General features: G+C 68.2%; 20 protein-coding genes and 1 riboswitch. Of the genes, 4 read left to right on the top strand and 16 right to left on the bottom strand.

The window, feature by feature from the left end; translation table 11 throughout:
- Nucleotides 1-7: 7 nt before the first annotated feature.
- The 14 genes from cobU to FFS68_RS08265 form a co-directional block, all read right to left on the bottom strand.
- Nucleotides 8-538, bottom strand: a complete 531-nt coding sequence (cobU, locus tag FFS68_RS08330) for a bifunctional adenosylcobinamide kinase/adenosylcobinamide-phosphate guanylyltransferase (RefSeq protein WP_137752731.1) — start codon at nt 536-538, stop codon at nt 8-10.
- Nucleotides 535-1,992: a cobyric acid synthase gene (locus tag FFS68_RS08325; protein ID WP_137752730.1), complete on the bottom strand. Its 1,458-nt coding sequence runs from the start codon at nt 1,990-1,992 to the stop codon at nt 535-537. Before FFS68_RS08325 ends, cobU begins: the two co-directional genes overlap by 4 nt.
- The gene (gene cbiB / locus FFS68_RS08320; protein ID WP_137752729.1) at nt 1,980-2,918 is read right to left on the bottom strand and encodes an adenosylcobinamide-phosphate synthase CbiB; all 939 of its coding nucleotides are present in this window, start codon (nt 2,916-2,918) and stop codon (nt 1,980-1,982) included. The genes FFS68_RS08325 and cbiB overlap by 13 nt, the downstream gene beginning before the upstream one ends.
- On the bottom strand, nt 2,911-3,879 hold the full coding sequence (locus tag FFS68_RS08315; RefSeq protein WP_137752728.1) for an aminotransferase class I/II-fold pyridoxal phosphate-dependent enzyme: 969 nt from the start codon (nt 3,877-3,879) through the stop codon (nt 2,911-2,913). Before FFS68_RS08315 ends, cbiB begins: the two co-directional genes overlap by 8 nt.
- On the bottom strand, nt 3,876-4,595 hold the full coding sequence (locus FFS68_RS08310) for an adenosylcobinamide-GDP ribazoletransferase (RefSeq protein WP_137752727.1): 720 nt from the start codon (nt 4,593-4,595) through the stop codon (nt 3,876-3,878). Before FFS68_RS08310 ends, FFS68_RS08315 begins: the two co-directional genes overlap by 4 nt.
- The gene (locus FFS68_RS08305) at nt 4,592-5,161 is read right to left on the bottom strand and encodes a histidine phosphatase family protein (protein ID WP_137752726.1); all 570 of its coding nucleotides are present in this window, start codon (nt 5,159-5,161) and stop codon (nt 4,592-4,594) included. The genes FFS68_RS08310 and FFS68_RS08305 overlap by 4 nt, the downstream gene beginning before the upstream one ends.
- Nucleotides 5,158-6,174: a nicotinate-nucleotide--dimethylbenzimidazole phosphoribosyltransferase gene (gene cobT / locus FFS68_RS08300; protein ID WP_137752725.1), complete on the bottom strand. Its 1,017-nt coding sequence runs from the start codon at nt 6,172-6,174 to the stop codon at nt 5,158-5,160. Before cobT ends, FFS68_RS08305 begins: the two co-directional genes overlap by 4 nt.
- A complete protein-coding gene (locus FFS68_RS08295; RefSeq protein ID WP_137752724.1) occupies nt 6,171-6,578 on the bottom strand; it encodes a DUF1636 domain-containing protein in 408 nt (135 codons plus the stop codon). Before FFS68_RS08295 ends, cobT begins: the two co-directional genes overlap by 4 nt.
- The gene (locus FFS68_RS08290) at nt 6,578-7,126 is read right to left on the bottom strand and encodes a hypothetical protein (RefSeq protein ID WP_137752723.1); all 549 of its coding nucleotides are present in this window, start codon (nt 7,124-7,126) and stop codon (nt 6,578-6,580) included. The genes FFS68_RS08295 and FFS68_RS08290 overlap by 1 nt, the downstream gene beginning before the upstream one ends.
- A gap of 1 nt (nt 7,127) precedes the next feature.
- Nucleotides 7,128-9,077, bottom strand: a complete 1,950-nt coding sequence (locus FFS68_RS08285) for a TonB-dependent receptor (protein WP_137752722.1) — start codon at nt 9,075-9,077, stop codon at nt 7,128-7,130.
- A gap of 142 nt (nt 9,078-9,219) precedes the next feature.
- A riboswitch (cobalamin riboswitch) is annotated at nt 9,220-9,406 on the bottom strand.
- A gap of 58 nt (nt 9,407-9,464) precedes the next feature.
- Nucleotides 9,465-10,940 carry a S41 family peptidase gene (locus FFS68_RS08280; protein WP_137752721.1) on the bottom strand — a complete coding sequence of 492 codons (1,476 nt, stop codon included), beginning with the start codon at nt 10,938-10,940 and terminating at the stop codon, nt 9,465-9,467.
- A gap of 115 nt (nt 10,941-11,055) precedes the next feature.
- On the bottom strand, nt 11,056-11,799 hold the full coding sequence (locus FFS68_RS08275) for an RlmE family RNA methyltransferase (protein WP_171003783.1): 744 nt from the start codon (nt 11,797-11,799) through the stop codon (nt 11,056-11,058).
- Nucleotides 11,796-12,899 carry a Ppx/GppA phosphatase family protein gene (locus FFS68_RS08270; protein ID WP_137752720.1) on the bottom strand — a complete coding sequence of 368 codons (1,104 nt, stop codon included), beginning with the start codon at nt 12,897-12,899 and terminating at the stop codon, nt 11,796-11,798. Before FFS68_RS08270 ends, FFS68_RS08275 begins: the two co-directional genes overlap by 4 nt.
- Nucleotides 12,900-13,110: 211 nt before the next feature.
- A complete protein-coding gene (locus FFS68_RS08265) occupies nt 13,111-13,515 on the bottom strand; it encodes a glycine zipper 2TM domain-containing protein (protein ID WP_137752719.1) in 405 nt (134 codons plus the stop codon).
- Between the two features lie 176 nt (nt 13,516-13,691).
- On the opposite strand from FFS68_RS08265, the gene FFS68_RS08260 reads away from it, so the two are divergent.
- Nucleotides 13,692-14,705 carry an esterase-like activity of phytase family protein gene (locus FFS68_RS08260; RefSeq protein ID WP_137752718.1) on the top strand — a complete coding sequence of 338 codons (1,014 nt, stop codon included), beginning with the start codon at nt 13,692-13,694 and terminating at the stop codon, nt 14,703-14,705.
- Nucleotides 14,706-14,742: 37 nt separating this feature from the next.
- Here FFS68_RS08260 and rpmB read toward each other — a convergent pair whose 3' ends face one another.
- Nucleotides 14,743-15,036, bottom strand: a complete 294-nt coding sequence (gene rpmB, locus FFS68_RS08255) for a 50S ribosomal protein L28 (RefSeq protein ID WP_137752717.1) — start codon at nt 15,034-15,036, stop codon at nt 14,743-14,745.
- Between the two features lie 141 nt (nt 15,037-15,177).
- Here rpmB and tadA point away from each other — a divergent pair, with 141 nt between their 5' ends.
- Complete coding sequence (gene tadA / locus FFS68_RS08250; RefSeq protein ID WP_249340080.1) at nt 15,178-15,633, top strand: tRNA adenosine(34) deaminase TadA; 456 nt, start codon at nt 15,178-15,180, stop codon at nt 15,631-15,633.
- A gap of 10 nt (nt 15,634-15,643) precedes the next feature.
- On the opposite strand, the gene FFS68_RS08245 is transcribed toward tadA, so the two are convergent.
- Nucleotides 15,644-16,348: an NAD-dependent deacylase gene (locus FFS68_RS08245; protein WP_137752716.1), complete on the bottom strand. Its 705-nt coding sequence runs from the start codon at nt 16,346-16,348 to the stop codon at nt 15,644-15,646.
- Between the two features lie 173 nt (nt 16,349-16,521).
- Between FFS68_RS08245 and dapB the strand changes: the two genes are divergently transcribed.
- Both dapB and nth read left to right on the top strand, forming a co-directional pair.
- On the top strand, nt 16,522-17,256 hold the full coding sequence (gene dapB, locus FFS68_RS08240) for a 4-hydroxy-tetrahydrodipicolinate reductase (protein WP_137752715.1): 735 nt from the start codon (nt 16,522-16,524) through the stop codon (nt 17,254-17,256).
- Nucleotides 17,253-17,909, top strand: a complete 657-nt coding sequence (gene nth / locus FFS68_RS08235; protein ID WP_137752714.1) for an endonuclease III — start codon at nt 17,253-17,255, stop codon at nt 17,907-17,909. The genes dapB and nth overlap by 4 nt, the downstream gene beginning before the upstream one ends.
- Nucleotides 17,910-18,044 lie beyond the last annotated feature (135 nt).

The following is an 18,044-nucleotide window of genomic DNA, read 5'->3' as shown; positions in this document are numbered from 1 at the left end:
ACTCAGTTTATCGCGGGATCGCAGGCGGCTTGAGCGTCAGCGGCAGTCCGGCGGTGAGCAACACGACCTCGGTGGCGACCGCAGCAACCGCCTGATTGAGCCGGCCCGCCGCGTCGCCGAAGCGCCGCGCCAGCGCATTGGCGGGCACGATGCCCAGCCCGACTTCGTTGGATACCAGGATGATATGGCCAGTGAACCGATTGATTATATGACATAATTCTGCTTCGGCATGATCAAGGCCGGCATCGGCGAGGAGCAGGTTCGACAGCCACAGCGTCAGACAGTCGACCAGCACGACCGCGTCCGGGGCATTCAGCGCCGCAAGCACCGCGGGCAGATCGCGCGGCGCCTCGACGGTGCGCCAGCGCGCATCGCGGTCGGCCTGATGCCGCGCGATGCGGTCCTGCATTTCATCGTCGAATGCTTCGGCGGTTGCGACAAAATGATGGTGACCCGCAATCGCCTCGGCGCGCGCTTGCGCATATCGGCTCTTGCCCGACCGCGCGCCGCCCAGGACAAACAGCCCGGTGCCGGTCATGCGCGCACCCCGGCGAGGGCCAGCAAGCCGTCCAGATCGACGTGGCGCGCAAGTTCTGTAGCGATGTCGTCGAGCGCCGCATCGACGTCGGCGGCATAGTCGCGCCCGCCGCCCGCCACGCCGATGCGCGCCAGCAGCGAGCGGCGCAGGTCGGTCGAGGCGAACAGGCCGTGGAGATAGGAGCCGATCACCCGGCCATCGCTGCTGATCGCGCCATCGCTGGCGCCATCGGCGAGCATCGCGAAGGGCTGGTCGGTGCCGGGGCCGCGCGTTTCGCCCATATGCATCTCATAGCCTGCCACCTCCGCGCCTAACGCCGAGCCGGTGACGCGGCGCAGCGTCTTGGCGGGCGATAGCGTCGTTTCGACGTCGAGCAGCCCCAGCCCGTCGACCGCCGCCGCCGCCCCCTCGATCCCCAACGGATCGGCGATCCGCCGTCCGAGCATCTGGTAGCCGCCGCACAGGCCGATGATCATCCCGCCGCGCCGGTGAAGCGCCCGGATGTCGATGTCCCAGCCCTCGGCGCGCAGCGCGCCCAGATCGGCGATCGTCGCTTTCGACCCCGGCAGGACGATGATCGCTGCCTCGGCGGGGATCGGCCGCCCCGGCGGCACCATCACCACCTCGACCCCGGGTTCGAGCTTGAGCGGGTCGAGGTCGTCGAAATTGGAGATGCGCGGCAGGATCGGGCAGGCGATCATCCGCCGCCCCTCGTGCGGGTCGGCGGGACGCTCGAGGATCACTGCATCCTCGCTCGGCAGCCGCGCCGCGGCGCTCAGCCACGGAATGACCCCGAAGCCCGGCCAGCCGCTGCGCCGTTCGATTTCGCGATAGCCATCGTCGAACAGCGCCGGATCGCCGCGGAACTTGTTGATCAGGAACGCGCGGATCATCGCCGCATCGTCGGGATCGATCACCGCGCGGGTGCCGACGATCGCCGCGATCACCCCGCCGCGGTCGATGTCCCCAACCAGCACGACAGGGACATTCGCGGCGCGGGCAAAGCCCATATTGGCGATGTCGCCGGCGCGCAGGTTGATCTCGGCGGGCGACCCCGCGCCCTCGACAACCACCAGATCGCATGTCGCGCGCAGCCGGTGATAGCTTTGCATCACCTCGGTCAGCAGCGCGCCGCGCGCCTCGCGAAAATTGCCGCTGCCCAGCGTCCCGCGCACCCGGCCATGGACGATCAGCTGCGAGGTGCGGTCGGCCTGCGGCTTCAGCAGCACCGGGTTCATGTCGCTGTGCGGCGGCGTGCGGCACGCGATCGCCTGCAACGCCTGCGCGCGCCCAATCTCGCCGCCGTCGATCGTCACTGCGGCATTGTTCGACATATTCTGCGGTTTGAACGGGCGCACGACCAGCCCGCGGTTGGCAAAGGCGCGGCACAGCCCCGCAACCAGCACCGACTTGCCGACGTCGGACCCGGTGCCCTGCACCATCAACGCAGCCATGCCGCCCCTCCCGCGATCAGCCACAGCAGCAGGCAGGCGCGCAGATAGATCGCCAGCGCGCGGTCGATGTCGTCGCCATTCGCGTCGCGGCGGCCGTCGCCGATCCAGGGCTTGTCGTGCATCACCCCGTCATAGGCGACTGGCCCCGCCAGGCGAAGCCCCAGTGCGCCCGCCATCGCCGCCTCGGGCCAGCCGGCATTGGGCGAGGCGTGGTTTCGCGCATCGCGCCGCAAGACGTGCCAGCCGCCGCGACCAGCGAGACAGATCAGGACGCCCGACAGGCGCGCGGGGATCCAATTGGCCAGGTCGTCGCTGCGCGCCGCGGCCCAGCCGAAGGCGCGCCAGCGATCTTCGCGGTGGCCGATCAGGCTGTCGGCGGTGTTCACCGCCTTATACGCCCACACGCCGGGCAGGCCGAGGAGGAGTAGCCAGAACAATGGCGCCGCGACCCCGTCGCAGAGGCTTTCCGCCAGGCTTTCGATCGCGGCGCGCGCCACCCCGGCTTCGTCCAGCGCCGCGGTATCGCGGCCGACGATCGCGCCGACGGCGAGCCGTGCGCCGGGCAGGTCACCGGCGTCGATGCGCTCGCTGACCGCGCGGACATGGTCGAACAGGCTGCGCTGCGCCAGCGCGGGCCAGGCGAGGATCGCGACGCCGATCCAGCCCCAACTGCCGAGCGTCGCGAGTAGCCAATATTGAATGGCCCAGGCGGGACCGATGGCGACGATCAACAGGAGGAGCAGGGTCAGGATTCCCAGTGCTCGCCGCATCGCAAAGCTGCGCCTCGGCTGGTTCAACCCTGCTTCGCAGTGCTCGATGATCCGCGCGAACAAGCCAACCGGATGGCCGATACGGCGATAGAGCGGCCGCGGCCAGCCGAGCGCCGCGTCGAGCGCCAGCGCGGTCAGCGCGATCGGCTCAGCCATTCGCCAGCGCCGCGTCGAGCCGCGCCAGCGCCGTGGCATCGGCGGGCAGGCCGATGCGCAACCATCGCGGCTGGTCGGCAAAGGGGCGGGTCAGGATCGCGCGCCGCGCCAGCCGCTCGAACAATGCGTGTGCATCATCGACCGCGATCAGGCGAAACAGCGGGCACGCGCCGATCGGCCGATGCCCGCGGCGTATCAGCATCGCGTCGAGCGCGGCTGCGTCATGCGGCAGGCGGCCGCGCGTGGCGGCGATCCAGTCGCGGTCGGCATAGGCCGCGGTGCCGATCGCGATCGCCGCTGCCGACAGCGGCCAGGCGCCCAGCCTGTCGCGCAGCGCCGCGATCAGGGCTTGCGGGGCCAGGACAAAGCCCAGCCGCACCCCGGCAAGCCCGAAGAATTTGCCGAACGAACGAAAGGCGACCAGCCGCCGATCGTCGCCCACGAACGCCGCGACGCTGTGGGCCGGGTCGGCGTCAGCGAACGCCTCGTCGACCAGCAGCCAGCCGTCGCGGTCGGTCAGCAGGTCGCGCCGCGCCGCGGCGTCGATGATATGGCCGTCGGGATTGTTCGGATTGGCGAGGATCAGCGAGCCGCCGCAATCGCGTGCTGCGGCCAGGTCGATTGCCAAGCTGCCCGCGATCATCGCGCCATGGGTGCGGTACCCGGGGGCGATGTGCTGCGCCGGACCGCCGATCAGCGCGCCGACCAGTCGCAGCCCGATCTCGCTGCCCGGCACCGCGCAGACCTGGCGCGGATCGACCCCGAAATGGGACGCGGCGATGGCCTCCAGCGCGGCCAACGCCTCGGGCTCGGGCAGCCGCTGCCAGTCGAACGCCATATCGGTTGCACCCGGCCAAGGGTGCGGATTGATCCCGGTCGACAGGTCGATCCAGTCGTCGCGGCCGAAATGGCGCTGCGCCGCCGTCAGCCCGCCGCCATGCCAGGTCCATGGCTCGCTCATGCCAGATGTACGACCAGCAGCGCGGCGGCGACGAGGAAGCTTTCGCCGACCTCGATCCCCGCGCCATGCCCGTCGCCCGAAATGCCGCCGATCTTGCGCATCAGCCACCAGCCCCAGAATGCGAAAATCAACGGTGCGGTCAGCAGCGACGGCGATATCCACGCCGCCGCGAGCAGCAGCGCGCTCCAGATGGCGAAATCGATCGGGCGCACGACATTCCGGAACCGCGACCCCAGCCCCGCGTGCAGATCGGGCAGCGCGCGTGACCAGATGAGCGGGCCGATCCGCGCCGCAAAGGGGACCAGCGCGATGGCGACGAGCGCTTCGCCGTCGATCAGCGCGCGGAGCAGCACCAGCTTGGTCATCAGTTGCAGCGCGATCGCGACGATGGCAAAACTGCCGACGTGCGGGTCCGACAGCACCGCCAGCAAGCGCGCGCGGTCCTTATGCGCCGCGCCGCTTGCATCGGCGAGGTCGCCCAGCCCGTCGAGGTGGAGCGCCCCGGTCGCCGCAACCCAGATCAGCAGCGCACACAGCGCCCCCGTCCATGGATCGATCGCGGACCCGGCCCAGCCTGCGCCCGCGACAAGCGCGCCGACGATCAGCCCGACCGCGGGAAACCATCGCATCGACGCGGCAAATTCCTCGCTCGATACCGCGATCCGCGGCGTCGGCAGCCGGGTGAGGAACTGGATCGCGATCAGCAGCCCCTTCACGGGCAAAGCCCGACGATCTGCGCGCTGGTCGGCTCGCCCGGCCAGACGGTCAGCGACAACCGCGCCGCATAGGGCAGGTCGAATGCCCACAGCTGGCGCTGGTCGAACCCGGCCAGCGTGTGCAGCGCCGCGCGCATCGTGCCGCCATGCGTCACGACCAATGTCGGCACCGGCGCCAGATCCCCGATCGCGGCGGCGACCCGCGCCACCAGCGCCGACCAGCGTTCGCCGCCGGGCGGCGGATTGAGGTCGGGATCGTCCCAGAAGCGGCCGAGCGTGTCTGGATCGACATCGCTGCTCGCCCGCCCGTCCCAGTCGCCGAAATCGAGCTCGCGCCAGCGCGGATCGATGGTCAGCGGCAAGCCCCGCGCCTTGGCGATCGCTTGGCCCGCCGCGCGGCTGCGGCACAGGTCAGAGGCGACAATATGTTCGATGTCCAGCCCCGCCGCCTGCGCCGCGCACGCCGCGATCCCCGCCGGTGTTGCCGCGCCATCGGTGCGACCCAACATCAGCCCCGGCGTTTCGGGCGCGCCGTGGCGCAGCAGATGGAGCGCAAAGCCGCTCACAACGACGCCGACACCTGCGCTTCGGCAAAGGTCGCCATGCCGTCGTGCGCGGCGAGCGCGCTGCGAAGGATGTTCGCCGCCACCGCGGCGCCGCTGCCTTCGCCCAGCCGCATGCCCAGCGCCAACAGCGGGTCGAGTCCGAGCATGTCGAGCAGGTGCCGGTGCCCCGGTTCAGCCGAACAATGACCCGCGATGCAATGCGCGGCGATCGCGGGATTGTCGGCGGCGAGCGGGGCGAGCGCGGCGCTGCCGATAAAGCCGTCGAGCAGCACCGGCACCCCGAGCTGGCGCGCGCGGAGCACCGCGCCTGCCATCGCCGCGATCTCGCGCCCGCCGACGCGGCGCAGCGTGTCGAACGCCGACACCGGTGCGGCGCGATGGAAGGCGATGGCGCGCGCGACGACATCGGCCTTGCGCGCGACGCCATGGCCGTCGACCCCGGTGCCGGGGCCGACCCACGCCGCGGCGTCGCCGCCGAAACTGCGCGCGCACAGCGCCGCTGCTGCGGTCGAATTGCCGATCCCCATCTCGCCGAGCAGGATCAGGTCGAGATCGGCGTTGACCACCGCCGCGCCGCGGTTCAGCGCGTCGAGGCATTCGGCCTCGCTCATCGCTGCCGCGATGGTGAAATCGGCGGTTGGCCGGTCGAGGTCGAGCGCAACGACGGCCAGCTCCAGCCCTGCCGCCGCGGCCAGCGCGTTGATCGCCGCGCCGCCGTTCGCAAAATTCGCGACCATCTGCGCCGTCACGCTCGCCGGAAAGGCGCTGACGCCATGCACGGTGATACCATGATTGCCCGCAAAGATCGCGGCGCGGGCGCGGTCGATCCGCGGCCGTGCACGGCGCTGCCAGCCGGCAAAAAACACCGCCAGCTCCTCGAGCCGCCCCAGCGACCCGGCGGGCTTGGTCAGCTCGGCCTGCCGCGTCCGCGCGTCGGCCTGGGTATGGGGATCGGGATCGCTGAGCGCGGCGAGGGCGGCGGCAAAGGCCTCGGGAGACGTAAAACAGGTCATTCGGCGACATATCCTGGCGGCGGGGTGCGGGTGATGAAATGGCCTTTGACGCCCTCGGGCCACAGCGAAAAGGGGACGCGGCCAAATTCGCTCGCGGCGTAATGGACCGCATAGTCGAGGATGGCGCGCGCCGCGGCATCGCCTGCGACGAACCGGCCCAACACATAGGCGATCTTGCCCGGCGCGCGCAGGTGGACGGTGCAGAAATCCTGGCACGCGAACAGGCACGCCATCTCCTGCACCGCAATCCCGGCATAGCGCGGGTCGGCCGCCTTCGCGTCTCTGAGCGCCGCGACCAGCCGCGCGCCGCCGCGCACGCCGCCTGTATCGACCTGCGCGTCACCGCTGTGGCGGCAGCTGTTGCACACCACCACCGCCGGGCCGGGGTCGGCGCGCGTCAGCATCAGGCCGCGCTTTGGGCGGGCTGCGGCGGCGCCGGAACCCCCGCCGCCACAAGGACGCGATAGAGCGCGTACAGCCCGATCAGGATCGCCCCATTACGCACAAACTGCTCGGCGAGCAGGTCGGGCGCCGTCGCGGTGTGCAGCCCTCCGAGCACCAGTGCCCAGCCGACGATGATCCCTTTATACGCGGTGAAACCCGCCGCATAAGCAAGGCTCAGCCGTGCCGCGACCGACCGGTAACCCGCGGCGCGCACCGCGGCATAGCCCGCCAGCGCCGACCCCACCGCGGCGGTGCCAAGCGCGACGCCCCACGCCAGCGTGCTGCCGTCACGCGGGTAGCCGAGCAGGAAAAAGCCGACGAACTGGCTCGCGAGCCACGCCAGCAACATCAGCGCCACGCCCCCGCGGCGGCGCATATGCACCGCCGCGAGGGCCGCGAGCGCGGGGAAGGGCGTCGCGCAGGCGAGCGCCAGCGTCGTCGCCGTACTCGCCGCGGTCAGCAGCGCCACCCACAACGCCGATGCGCCGCGCTTTGACATCGCGCCCATGTCAGAACCGCCCCCGGAAGCCGGCATAGACGCTGCGCCCCAGCGACCCGTAACGGAACGCGGTCATATATTGCTCGTCAAAGATATTCTCCGCGCGGGCGAACAGCTTGACGCCATCCGACAGCGCGAACTCGGCGCGCAAATCGACCAGCGTATAGCCGCCCAGCCGTGTCGCATTGCTCGCATTGTCGAAACTTCTGCCCGCCCAGCGCAGCGCCGCGCCGGTCGTCAGGCCGAAGGGAAATTCATAGCTGACCGACGCATTGGCGGTCTGGCGCGGGCGCCGCGGCAGCCATTTGCCGAAATTGGCGGTGCCGGGCGAACGATCCTCGGCGACGATCCAGCTATAATTGCCATCGAGCACCAGCCCGCCCAGCGTCAGCGCCGCGGCGGCTTCGACGCCATGCGCTTCGGCGCGCGCGACGTTCAGATAATAGCCGAAACGCCGCGCCGCCGGATTGCCGGGGGCGAAGCAGAGCGGATCGGTGGCGGTCGCCGAACAGCTGTTGAAGATGATCTGGTTCGTTGTGGTGCGGTCGAACCAGCTCGCCCCGACGACCAGCTTGCGATCGAACAGCTGCTGCTCGATCCCCGCTTCCCAGCCCTTCGCCGCTTCGGGATCGAGCCCGACATTGCCGAATTCGCTGAACAGTTGGAACAGGCTCGGTGCCTTGAACCCTTCGCCATAGCTCGCGCGCAGCACGGTACCGGTGGGCAGGCGCCACACGCCCCCCGCCGCGAACAAGGTCTGCCCGCCATAGCGGTCATGATCGTCGTACCGCACGCCGCCGTTGAGCGTCAGCCCATCGACCGGTTCGACGCTGATCTGCCCATAGGCACTGGTGAGTTCGGCCTCGCCGCGCGCGAAGGCGGGCAGCGGCGTCGACAGCGACGCTGCGGGCGATCGGCTGCGGAAATCCGACCGCTCATTCTCGACCCCGAAGATCGCCGAAATTCGCTCGCTCACCGCGAAACTGCCCTGATATTCCCAGCGCTTGTTGCTCCCATCGGCCTCGAAACTGCGCGGCCGCGCGCGGGTCGGGTTGAAATTGTCGCGGTTGGTGTCGGTGTGGCCATACGCGATGCGATTGCGCAGCCGCCCGTCCGCCAGATCGATATTCACCCCGGCATAACCGACAAATTCCTTGTTGAGCCCATAATCGGCGCTGTCGGCGTTGAAGCCGTCGAATTGCACCCGTCCGCTTGCATAAGTGCCGCGCAGCTCGACGCTGACCTGATCGGTCAGCGCCAGTTCGGCGCGCCCCGACAGATTATGGTTGCGGTACCCGTCGCGCTCGACCCCGCCGAACGCTTTGGCATGCGACGAAATGCCGTCGGTAGTGAACCGCTGGCCGCCGATCCGCCAGCTGAGCGGACCGGTCTTGCCGCCGATCGCGGCGCGCGCGCTGACCGTCTGGCGCGATCCCGCCTCGATGTCGAAACTGCCCTCGATTGCCTTTTCGGGCGACGCGGTGACGATATTGACCACCCCGCCGATCGCCTGGCTGCCCCACAGGATCGACTGCGGGCCGCGCAGCACCTCGATCCGCGCGATGTCGCCGACCAGCAAATTGGTGAAGTTGAACCCACCGCCGGTCGACGACGGATCGTTCAGCTTCACCCCGTCGATCACCGCGACCGTATGTTCGGACTCGGCGCCGCGGATACGCAGCGACGTCGCGGTGCCATAACCGCCGTTGCGCGATATGCTGATGCCGGGGGTGCGCAGCAGCAATTCGGTGACGCCGATGTCCTGCGCGCGGTCGATCGCCGCCTTGTCGAGCACCGCGATCGCGGCAGGGATTTCATCGAGTGTCAGCGGCGCACGCGTCGCGGTAACAATGATACTGTCGCCTTCCGAAGCGACGGCGTGCGCGGCGTCTTCGGCAAGCGCGGGGGATGACGCTGCCAGCACGGCGAGCGAAACGGAGTGACGGAAAACGCGATTCATCTTGGTAACCTCATCGACAACACCGCACGCACGCGGGATCGATGTCTGGGCCACCGGGCGCACGACAACGTCCCCGCGCGAACGCGGTCAACTTTGTCGTCATGCGGGTTCACCCCCGTCCGCTCGGTGCACCCTGCCCGCGCGAAAGACGACGGCGACGGGCAGGTCTCCTGGCTTGCGGGTCAGCGCCGGGTCGGCCGCCTTCTCGGGACTGAAAGTCCCAATGGCAATTGGCCGATGGCTCGCCGCGTACAGTTGCAGGGGCAGCCGGGGTTTTCCCGTTCCCTATTAATCCCCGTCGCCGGGGAACCTGTCGCTTGGCGCCCGTTAGCTTGGTTTTGGTGCGGCGGTCAATCGCTGCAATGCACCATCGTCAGCCGGTCGCCATCAGAACAGCCCCGGCATTTCGCGCTGCGCGGCGCTCGGCTGGTCAGGAATCAGCATTTCGGGTTCGGCGAGCACGCGGACATCGCTGCGGTGCGCGGCCGGGCCGACGCTGGCGTCGGCGATGCGCGTCGTGCAGCTGGCACCGGCCAGGAAATCGATCGCCGCGCGCACCGATGCTTCGCGCGCGTCGCCCAGCGGCAGGCTTAAATCGTCGCTCGCGGCGCAGCTGTTGGCGATTTTGGGGGCCAGCCCGTCATAATAGTCGCTCGCGCCGGTGGCGTTGCCGGTGGCAAAGGCGACGACGCGCATCCGGTCGTCGCACTCGGCCTTGTCGAGCGCGATCTGACCGACCGGCTTGCCAAAGGTGTTGCTGCCGACCAGCGTCATGTTGGTGCCCAGATAAGGCAGCATCGAATTGATCACCAGCTCGCTCGCCGACGCGGTCGATCCGGTGCCGATGAAGGCGATGCGGGTCGGCGCGATCGATTCGGGCTGCGCGGTAAAGAAATGGCGGTCGTTCTCGACCGACTTCGACGCGCGGAAATTGGTCTGCGAGTACAGCTCGCTCGCTGTGCGGTTGCGTCCGAGCAGGTCGCCCATCAGTTCGGCGGTCGAAACCAGCCCGCCGCCGTTGTAGCGGAAATCGATGATGACGTCGGTCACCCCCTGATTGCGGAAGTTCAGGAAGGCGGAGCGCAGCTGCGGGTTCGCCGACGAGATAAAGGTGCGCAGGTTGAGATAGCCATAGCTGCGGCCACTTTCGGTGATGATTTTTGCCCCGTAGCGGTCCGAAATCGGATCGAGGTCATAATCGGCCTTGGCGACGGTGAGGTCGCGGGTGCCGGCGCCATCGGTGATCCGCAGCACGCGGGTGACGCCGGGGTCGCTGGGCCCCAGCGCGTTGGTGATGCCCGCGGTGCCTTCGGCGGCGACGATGCTCGCGATGCTGCGGATGTTGCCGCTGTTGGTACCGATTCCGACGATCGCGGTGCCGCGATCGATCCCCGCGGCAAAGGCGGGGGCGGTTTCATAGGCCTCGGCGATCAACACGCGTTGCCCCGCGGCGTCATAGGTCAGGCGGATGCCGAACCCGGCGCTCGATCCGCTGGCGAAAAACGCATTCTCCTCGGCGATCGAGGTGATGTAGGTGAAAAAGCGGTCCTTGCCGAGCGCGCGCGCCGGGGCGACCAGCGCGTCGATATAGGATTGAACGCTGGTGAAGCTCGCCGGATTGACCCCGCTGGCGACGTCATTGGGGAACAAATACCATTCGTCGATCACCGCCTTGGCAAAGCCCTGGCGCGCGGCGAGGGCGCAGCCCGCGGTCGGTGTCGGGGTGGGCGAGGGGGTCGGGGTGACCGTCACCGGTCCGCCGCCGCCACCGCCGCCGCTCGAACCGCCGCCACCGCCGCACGACGCCAGCACAAAGGCGGAGATGGTCAACAGGGCGATGGATTTTTGCGACCGATGCTTCATCGACTGTCCTTGCAAATAGGCGTGATACGCCGCCGTGTCGACGCAGATACGGCGGTCATCGCCTTATGTATGCGCGATTAAATTGCCCGGCAATGAACTTGGCTCGGCGCGGGCTTCAGCGACCGTTTTTATCGCCGTTTTCGGCCGCTGCTGGATCGCTGCGGCCCTTGAAGCCCTGCGCGATCACGTAAAGCTCGGGCGATCCCTTGCGGCTCGCTGGCGGTTTGGCGTGCTTAACCGTGGTGAAATGCTTTTTGAGCAAGGTCAGCAGGGTGTGGTCGGCGCCGCCGGCAAACACCTTGGCCACGAACGCACCGCCGGGCAGCAGCGTCTGGACCGCGAAATCGGCGGCGGTCTCGGCCAGTCCGATGGTGCGCAGATGGTCGGTCTGCTGATGGCCGACGGTGTTCGCCGCCATGTCCGAAATCACCAGGTCGGGGGCGCTGCCTAGCGCCTCGATCAGCGCATCGGGCGCCGCATCGGCCATGAAATCCATCTCGAGGATGGCGACGCCATCGATCGGTTCGCACGCGAGCAGGTCGATTCCGGCGACCCGCGCGCGCGGATTGGCTTTGCGGACGACCTGCGACCAGCCGCCCGGCGTGATGCCCAGATCGACGACCGCGCGTGCTTTCTTGATAAAGCCGAATTTGTCGTCGAGCTCGATCAGCTTGTACGCGGCGCGCGATCGATACCCCTCGGCCTGCGCGCGGCGGACATAGGGGTCGTTGAGCTGGCGCTGCAGCCAGCGCGTCGACGACACGCTGCGCTTTTTCGCGGTCTTGACGCGCACATGCAGTCCGCCCCGCCCGCTTGAGCCTCCGCTGCCGCCCTTGCTGCTCCCGCTGCCGCTGCTCATTTGCGATACTCGCGGCGGGTCACCGGCACATCGCGGCCCTGCATCGCCAGGGTCCGCAAAATGCCCTCGCGAATGCCGCGATCGGCGACCCCGACCCGCGCCGCGGGCCACAGGTCGATGATGCTTTCCAATATCGCGCAGCCGGCGACGACCAGATCGGCGCGCTCGCGGCCGATGCAGGCGATTTCGGCGCGGTCGGCGATGCTGGCGTCGGCCAGCCGGCGGCTGATGCCGCGCATCGCATCGGCCGGCACCACCAGCCCGTCGACCGCGCGGCGGTCGTATCGCGGCAGGTTCAGGAACACGCTGGCCAGCGTCGTCACCGTGCCGCTGGTGCCGAGCAGGCGCAGCTCTTGCCCGGCGAATTGCTCGGCGCGCCCGGCAAAGGCGGCAAAGGCGGTGCGTGTCACTTCGCGCATATGGGCATAGGCGGCCTGGCGGCCGGCCAGACTGTCGTCGGGCAGCGGCGCATGTTCGGTCAGCGACACGACGCCCCACGGCACGCTGATCCAGTCGTGGATTTTCACGTCATGGTCCGACACATCGACATGCATCAGCTCGGTCGAGCCGCCGCCGATGTCGAAAATCAGCGCCGGACCCTCGCCGGGCTCCATCAGATTGTGGCACCCCAGCACCGCGAGCCGCGCCTCTTCGGCGGCCGAAATAATGTCGAGCGCAATGCCGGTTTCGCGCCGCACCCGCTCGGCCAGCTCGGCGCCGTTCGACGCGCGGCGGCACGCTTCGGTGGCGACCGCACGCGACAGTGATACGTGGCGGCGGCGCAGCTTGTCGGCGCAGATCGACAGCGCGGCGACGGTGCGGTCCATCGCCGCATCGCTGATCCGGCCGCTGCCATGCAATCCTTCGCCCAGCCGGACGATGCGTGAAAAGGCGTCGATGACGACGAGTTCGCCGTCTTGCGGGCGCGCGATCAGCAGGCGGCAATTGTTGGTGCCCAGATCGATTGCGGCATAGCTGCGCGGCCGAACGAAATGCGCGGGGCGCGCGGCGGATTCCGCCGGATTTCGCCCTTTTGCCGCCGACCCCGTTCTGGAACCTGGCCGCGGCGGTCGCCCTGATGGCGCTGCCATTTGCCGCATGGCTAGTATTACCTGTCTCTCTCACGCATCCGCGAAGCACGGACGTGCACTTGATCGGGAACCTAGGCTTTGGCGGGCTTTAAGGCAAGCCCGCCCCCCTCAAGCCCTTCAGGACAGGCTCTGATCATACCGACCGCGCAAAGAAAACCCCGCCCGGCGGGGCCGGGCGGGGTGAAGGGGGAAAGGATGTTATTGGAGGTCGGGACTGCCCTTAACGGCAGCCGTCATTCCCCTTGTCGATCGCGCGGCCGGCGATGGCGCCGACTGCGCCGCCGATGATCGTGCCGACGGCGCGGTCACCGCGGCCGGCAATTTCATGGCCGGCCAGGCCACCGGCGATCGCGCCGATGATCGTGCCGCCGGTACCCTTGTCGCACTGGCGATAGTCGCGGCGGTCGTAACGCTGGTTATAGCGACGGTCCTGGCGATAATCGCGGCGGTCGGCGCGGCGATCGTAACGACGGTCATAGCGACGGTCGTCGCGGTCATAACCGCTGTAATAGCTCGAATAGCCGTCACGGTCGTAATAGCCGTTCTGCGCCGCAGCAGGAGCCGCCATGCCCAGCGTCGCGGTGGACATCAGGGCGGCGATCGAGAGGGTCACCATCTTTTTCATTGTCGTTCTCCTTCTTTCGTCGTTTGGCCCCGGGGGGCTGCCCGTCTGGGCGGTGATCGATGAAGGGGTTATGCGCGATTCGCATTGAGCCGACCCTGAACGCGCTTGTTGGCTGGCGTTCAGCTTCGCGCCCCGGAACGCTTCCCTTTCGCCCGTCGCGGCCCTAACCCGCGCTGATGCGCCGCCTGTTTTTCGCTGCCGTGATCTTCATTGCCATCGGACCGGTGCCGGGGACGGTGCAGCGCTTCCCCGTCGATGACCCGAGCCAGCGTGCTGCGGCGCGTCCGCTTGTTTTCGCGGCCGCCGCGCGTGGGGCGATGCGCTATGTGCGCGGCTGGCGCCTGGTCAGCCCCAACAGCCGCTTCGGCGGTTTTTCGGCACTGGCCCGCACCGGGGCGGGGCAGTTCCAGCTGATCGGCGACAATGGCTATCGCACGCGGTTGACGATCGACCCCCGCGGCGCGGTGTCGGACGTCGATATTCGCCCGCTGCCGACCCCCGATGGCCGCCCCGCAACCAAAGCGATGGCCGATGCCGAGGCGCTGGCGATCGATCCGGTCAGCGGCAAGGGCTGGATTGCGCTCGAAGGGATCAATCAGATCTGGCGGCTCGACCGGGATCTGGGCGCGATCGAATCGTGCCGTCGGCTGCCCGCGCCGCGCTGGCCCGCGAATCGCGGCGCCGAAGCGATGGCGCGGCTCGCCGACGGGCGGACGGTGGTGTTTTCCGAAGATGCCGACGACGATCCGCGCGGGCGCGAGGCGCTGCTGTACGCGGGCGATCCGGCCGCCCCCGGACCGGCGCCGATTCGCTTTTTCTATGATTCGCGCGGCAAGGGACTGGTCAGCGACGCGGCGGCGCTCCCCGACGGGCGTCTGCTGATCGTCCACCGGCGGCTGGGCTTCAATCCCGTGTTCACGACGATCATCGCGGTCGCCGATCCCGCTGCGATCACCAGCGAGGCGGTGCTGCGGTCGCGGACGATCGGCCGCGTCCCCCGACCGCTGGCCGAAAATTACGAAGGCGCCGCGGTGACGGTCGAGCGGGGACAGACATATTTGTGGCTGGTCGCCGACGATAATTTCAACCGCTGGCAGCGCAGCCTGCTGCTCCAGTTTGAACTTGTCGATCTGCCGCCGACAGCGACGCCAACCGAAAGGGTGACGGGCAGCAAAAAGGCGGCTCGGTAACCCGGCCGCCTGATTGCTTTAGCGATGGAAAAGCGCGTTAAGCGGCCTTTTCGGCCAGCTTCTTTGCGACTTCCTTCTTCACCTTGCGCGCGGCATCCGACAGCTGGTCGTCGCCGGCTTTCAACAGCCAATTGTCGAGGCCGCCATTATGCTCGACGGTGCGCAGGCCGTGGGTCGACACGCGCATCTTGACGCCCTTGCCCAGCGCGTCCGACAGCAACGTCACATTCTGCAGGTTCGGCAGAAAGGTGCGCTTGGTCTTGTTGTTGGCGTGGCTGACATTGTTGCCTACCATACGACCCTTGCCGGTCAGTTCGCAGATGCGCGACATGATGTTTGTCCTCGTACAAAAAATTTCGGTTCGGCGTCCGGGTGCGTCCCGACTAATCGGGGGATGCAGGACCGGAGTGAGCCGGGAAAGGCGCGCGCTTATCGGCTTGCTGCAGATTCGTCAAGCGACTAGCGCCTGACAATGACTGCCACTCTGTTCCCCCCCGCCATGCGCCGCGCGCTCGACCTCGCTGCAAAAGCGGGCAATCTGGGCGAAGTGCCGGTCGGCGCGGTCGTCGTCAAGGACGGCGCAATTATCGGCGAGGGCCATAATGCCCCGCGCGAATCGCACGACCCGACGGCGCATGCCGAAATCGTCGCGATTCGCGCTGCGGCGGCAAAAATCGGCAATGAACGGCTCGACGGCTGCGACCTGTACGTCACCCTCGAACCCTGCGCGATGTGCGCCGGCGCGATCGCCCACGCCCGCATCGCGCGGCTTTACTATGGCGCCGACGATCCCAAGGGCGGCGCCGTCATCCACGGCCCGCGCGTTTTCACGCAGCCGACGGTGCATCACCGGCCGGAGGTGTATGACGGGATTGGGGCAGGGGAGGCGGCGGCGCTGCTCAGGGACTTTTTCGCAGCGCGGCGCTGAAAATCGTCGCCTATTGGCCCAGCACCTCGTCCACCCACGCTGGCACCAACGACCCCGCCGGGCCGTGCCGCGCTTCGCCGAACCAATGGCTGCCCTGGCTCGGCTCCATATTCAGCTCCAGCGTCCGCGCCCCCGACTGGCGTGCTTCGCGGACAAATCCCGCCGCCGGGTACACCGCGCCCGATGTGCCGATCGACACGAACAGGTCGGCGCGGTTCAGCGCGGCGTAAATCTCGTCCATCCGGTACGGCATTTCGCCGAACCATACGATGTCGGGGCGCAGCGTCCCCGCCGCGCCGCATACCGGACAGGCGGGGCGATCGAGCAATGGCGCGGTCCATGGCGTGCGCGCGTCGCACGCGGTGCACCAGGCGTTCAGATGTTCGCCATGCATATGGATCAGCCGCTTTGCCCCCGCACGCTCGTGCAGATCGTCGACATTCTGGGTGACGATCAACAGCTCGCCCGGCCAAGCGGCGTCGAGCCGCGCCAGCGCGTCATGCGCGGCGTTCGGCACCTTGGTCTGGATCGCTGCGCGCCGCATGTCGTAAAAGCGCAGCACCAGATCGGGGTCGCGCGCGAACGCCTCGGGGGTCGCGACATCCTCGACGCGATGCTGTTCCCACAATCCGCCGCCGTCGCGAAATGTGTCGATGCCGCTTTCGGCCGACACCCCGGCGCCGGTCAGGATGACGATGTTGTTGATGTCGCTCATGGCTCCCTCTTATCCGTTCGCATCGAGCCCTTCGACTGCCTTTAGCAGGCGCTCAGGATAAACTTCATCCTTTGGATGAAGTCGAGATGCCCATCGTTAGCGTCCGCCTTCACGGTGTCTCGACTTCGCTCGACACGAACGGCTAAGGGGAGGCGATAGTCAGGGGACGGCATATGACCAGCATCGGCATTATCGGCAGCGCAGGGCGGATGGGCGTCGCGCTCGCCGCGGCGATCTCCGAAGCGGGGCAGCGGCGCTGCGGCATCGACAAGGGCGGCGACGTCCGGAAACTGGCCGGCGACGCCGACGTGCTCGTCGATTTCTCGTCGCCCGCCGCGCTGGAAGCCACGCTCGACGCCTGTGTTGCGGCCAAGAAGCCGATCGTCATCGGCACCACGGGGCTTGAGGAGCGCCACCATTATCTGATCGACGATGCCGCTGCCGACATCGCGGTGCTCCAGACCGGCAATACCTCGCTTGGCGTCACGCTGCTCGCGCATCTGGTGCGCGAGGCGGCGGCGCGGCTCGACCCCGAATATGATATCGAAATCGTCGAAATGCACCACCGGATGAAGCTCGACGCGCCCAGCGGCACCGCGCTGCTGTTGGGGCAGGCGGCGGCCGACGGCCGCGGGATCAATCTCGCCACCTGCTCCGAACGCGGCCGCGATGGCGTCACTGGCGCGCGCGGCCATGGCAAGATCGGCTTTGCATCCTTGCGCGGCGGCACCGTCGCGGGCGATCATGACGTGATCTTTGCCGGGCCCGAGGAGATGATCACTTTGTCGCACCGCGCCGAAAACCGCATGATTTTTGCGCGCGGCGCGGTGCGCGCGGCGCTGTGGCTGACCGGGCAACAGCCCGGGCGCTACACGATGCCGCAGGTGCTGGGGCTGCCCGAACGGTGAAAAAGGCCGATATTTTCGAATTCTACCGCCGCCTCGCCGAGCTCAACCCCAGCCCCGAGACCGAACTCGCTTTTGGCAACACCTACCAGCTGCTCGTCGCGGTCGTGCTGTCGGCGCAGGCGACCGATGTCGGGGTGAACAAGGCGACGCGGCGCTTGTTTCAGGCGGTGACGACGCCGCAGCAGATGATCGACCTGGGCGAGGACGGCCTGAAAGACCATATCAAGACGATCGGGCTGTTCAACGGCAAGGCGAAAAACGTCATTGCGCTCTCCGAAATCCTCGTCCGCGATTTCGGCGGCGACGTCCCCGCCGACCGCGACACGCTGGTCGAATTGCCGGGGGTCGGGCGCAAGACCGCCAATGTCGTGATGAACTGCGCCTTCGGCGCCGAAACCTTTGCCGTCGACACCCATATCTTTCGCGTCGGCAACCGCACCGGGCTGGCGCCGGGCAAGACCGTGCTGGCGGTCGAAAAGGCACTGGAGAAAGGCACCCCCGGCCCGTTCCGCGTCGGCGCGCACCACTGGCTGATCCTCCACGGCCGCTACATCTGCAAGGCACGGACGCCCGAATGTTGGCGCTGCCCGGTAGTCGATCTGTGCCGGTTCAAGCCCAAGACGTCGCCGCCGAAGGCGAAAAGGGTGGCGTGACGACCCACGGCGGCGAACGTCTGCTTTGGGGTGGATTTAAGACGTTCCCTCCCTTTCAGGGAGGGGTTAGGGGTGGGTGCGAGCGCTAGCGAGCCGAGGCAGAGCGCCGCCTTCGGCGGCCACCCACCCCCGACC

The sequence above is a fragment of the Sphingopyxis sp. L1A2A genome (assembly GCF_005502465.1).
GTDB lineage: Bacteria > Pseudomonadota > Alphaproteobacteria > Sphingomonadales > Sphingomonadaceae > Sphingopyxis.
This window is presented reverse-complemented; position numbering and strand designations above follow the sequence as displayed.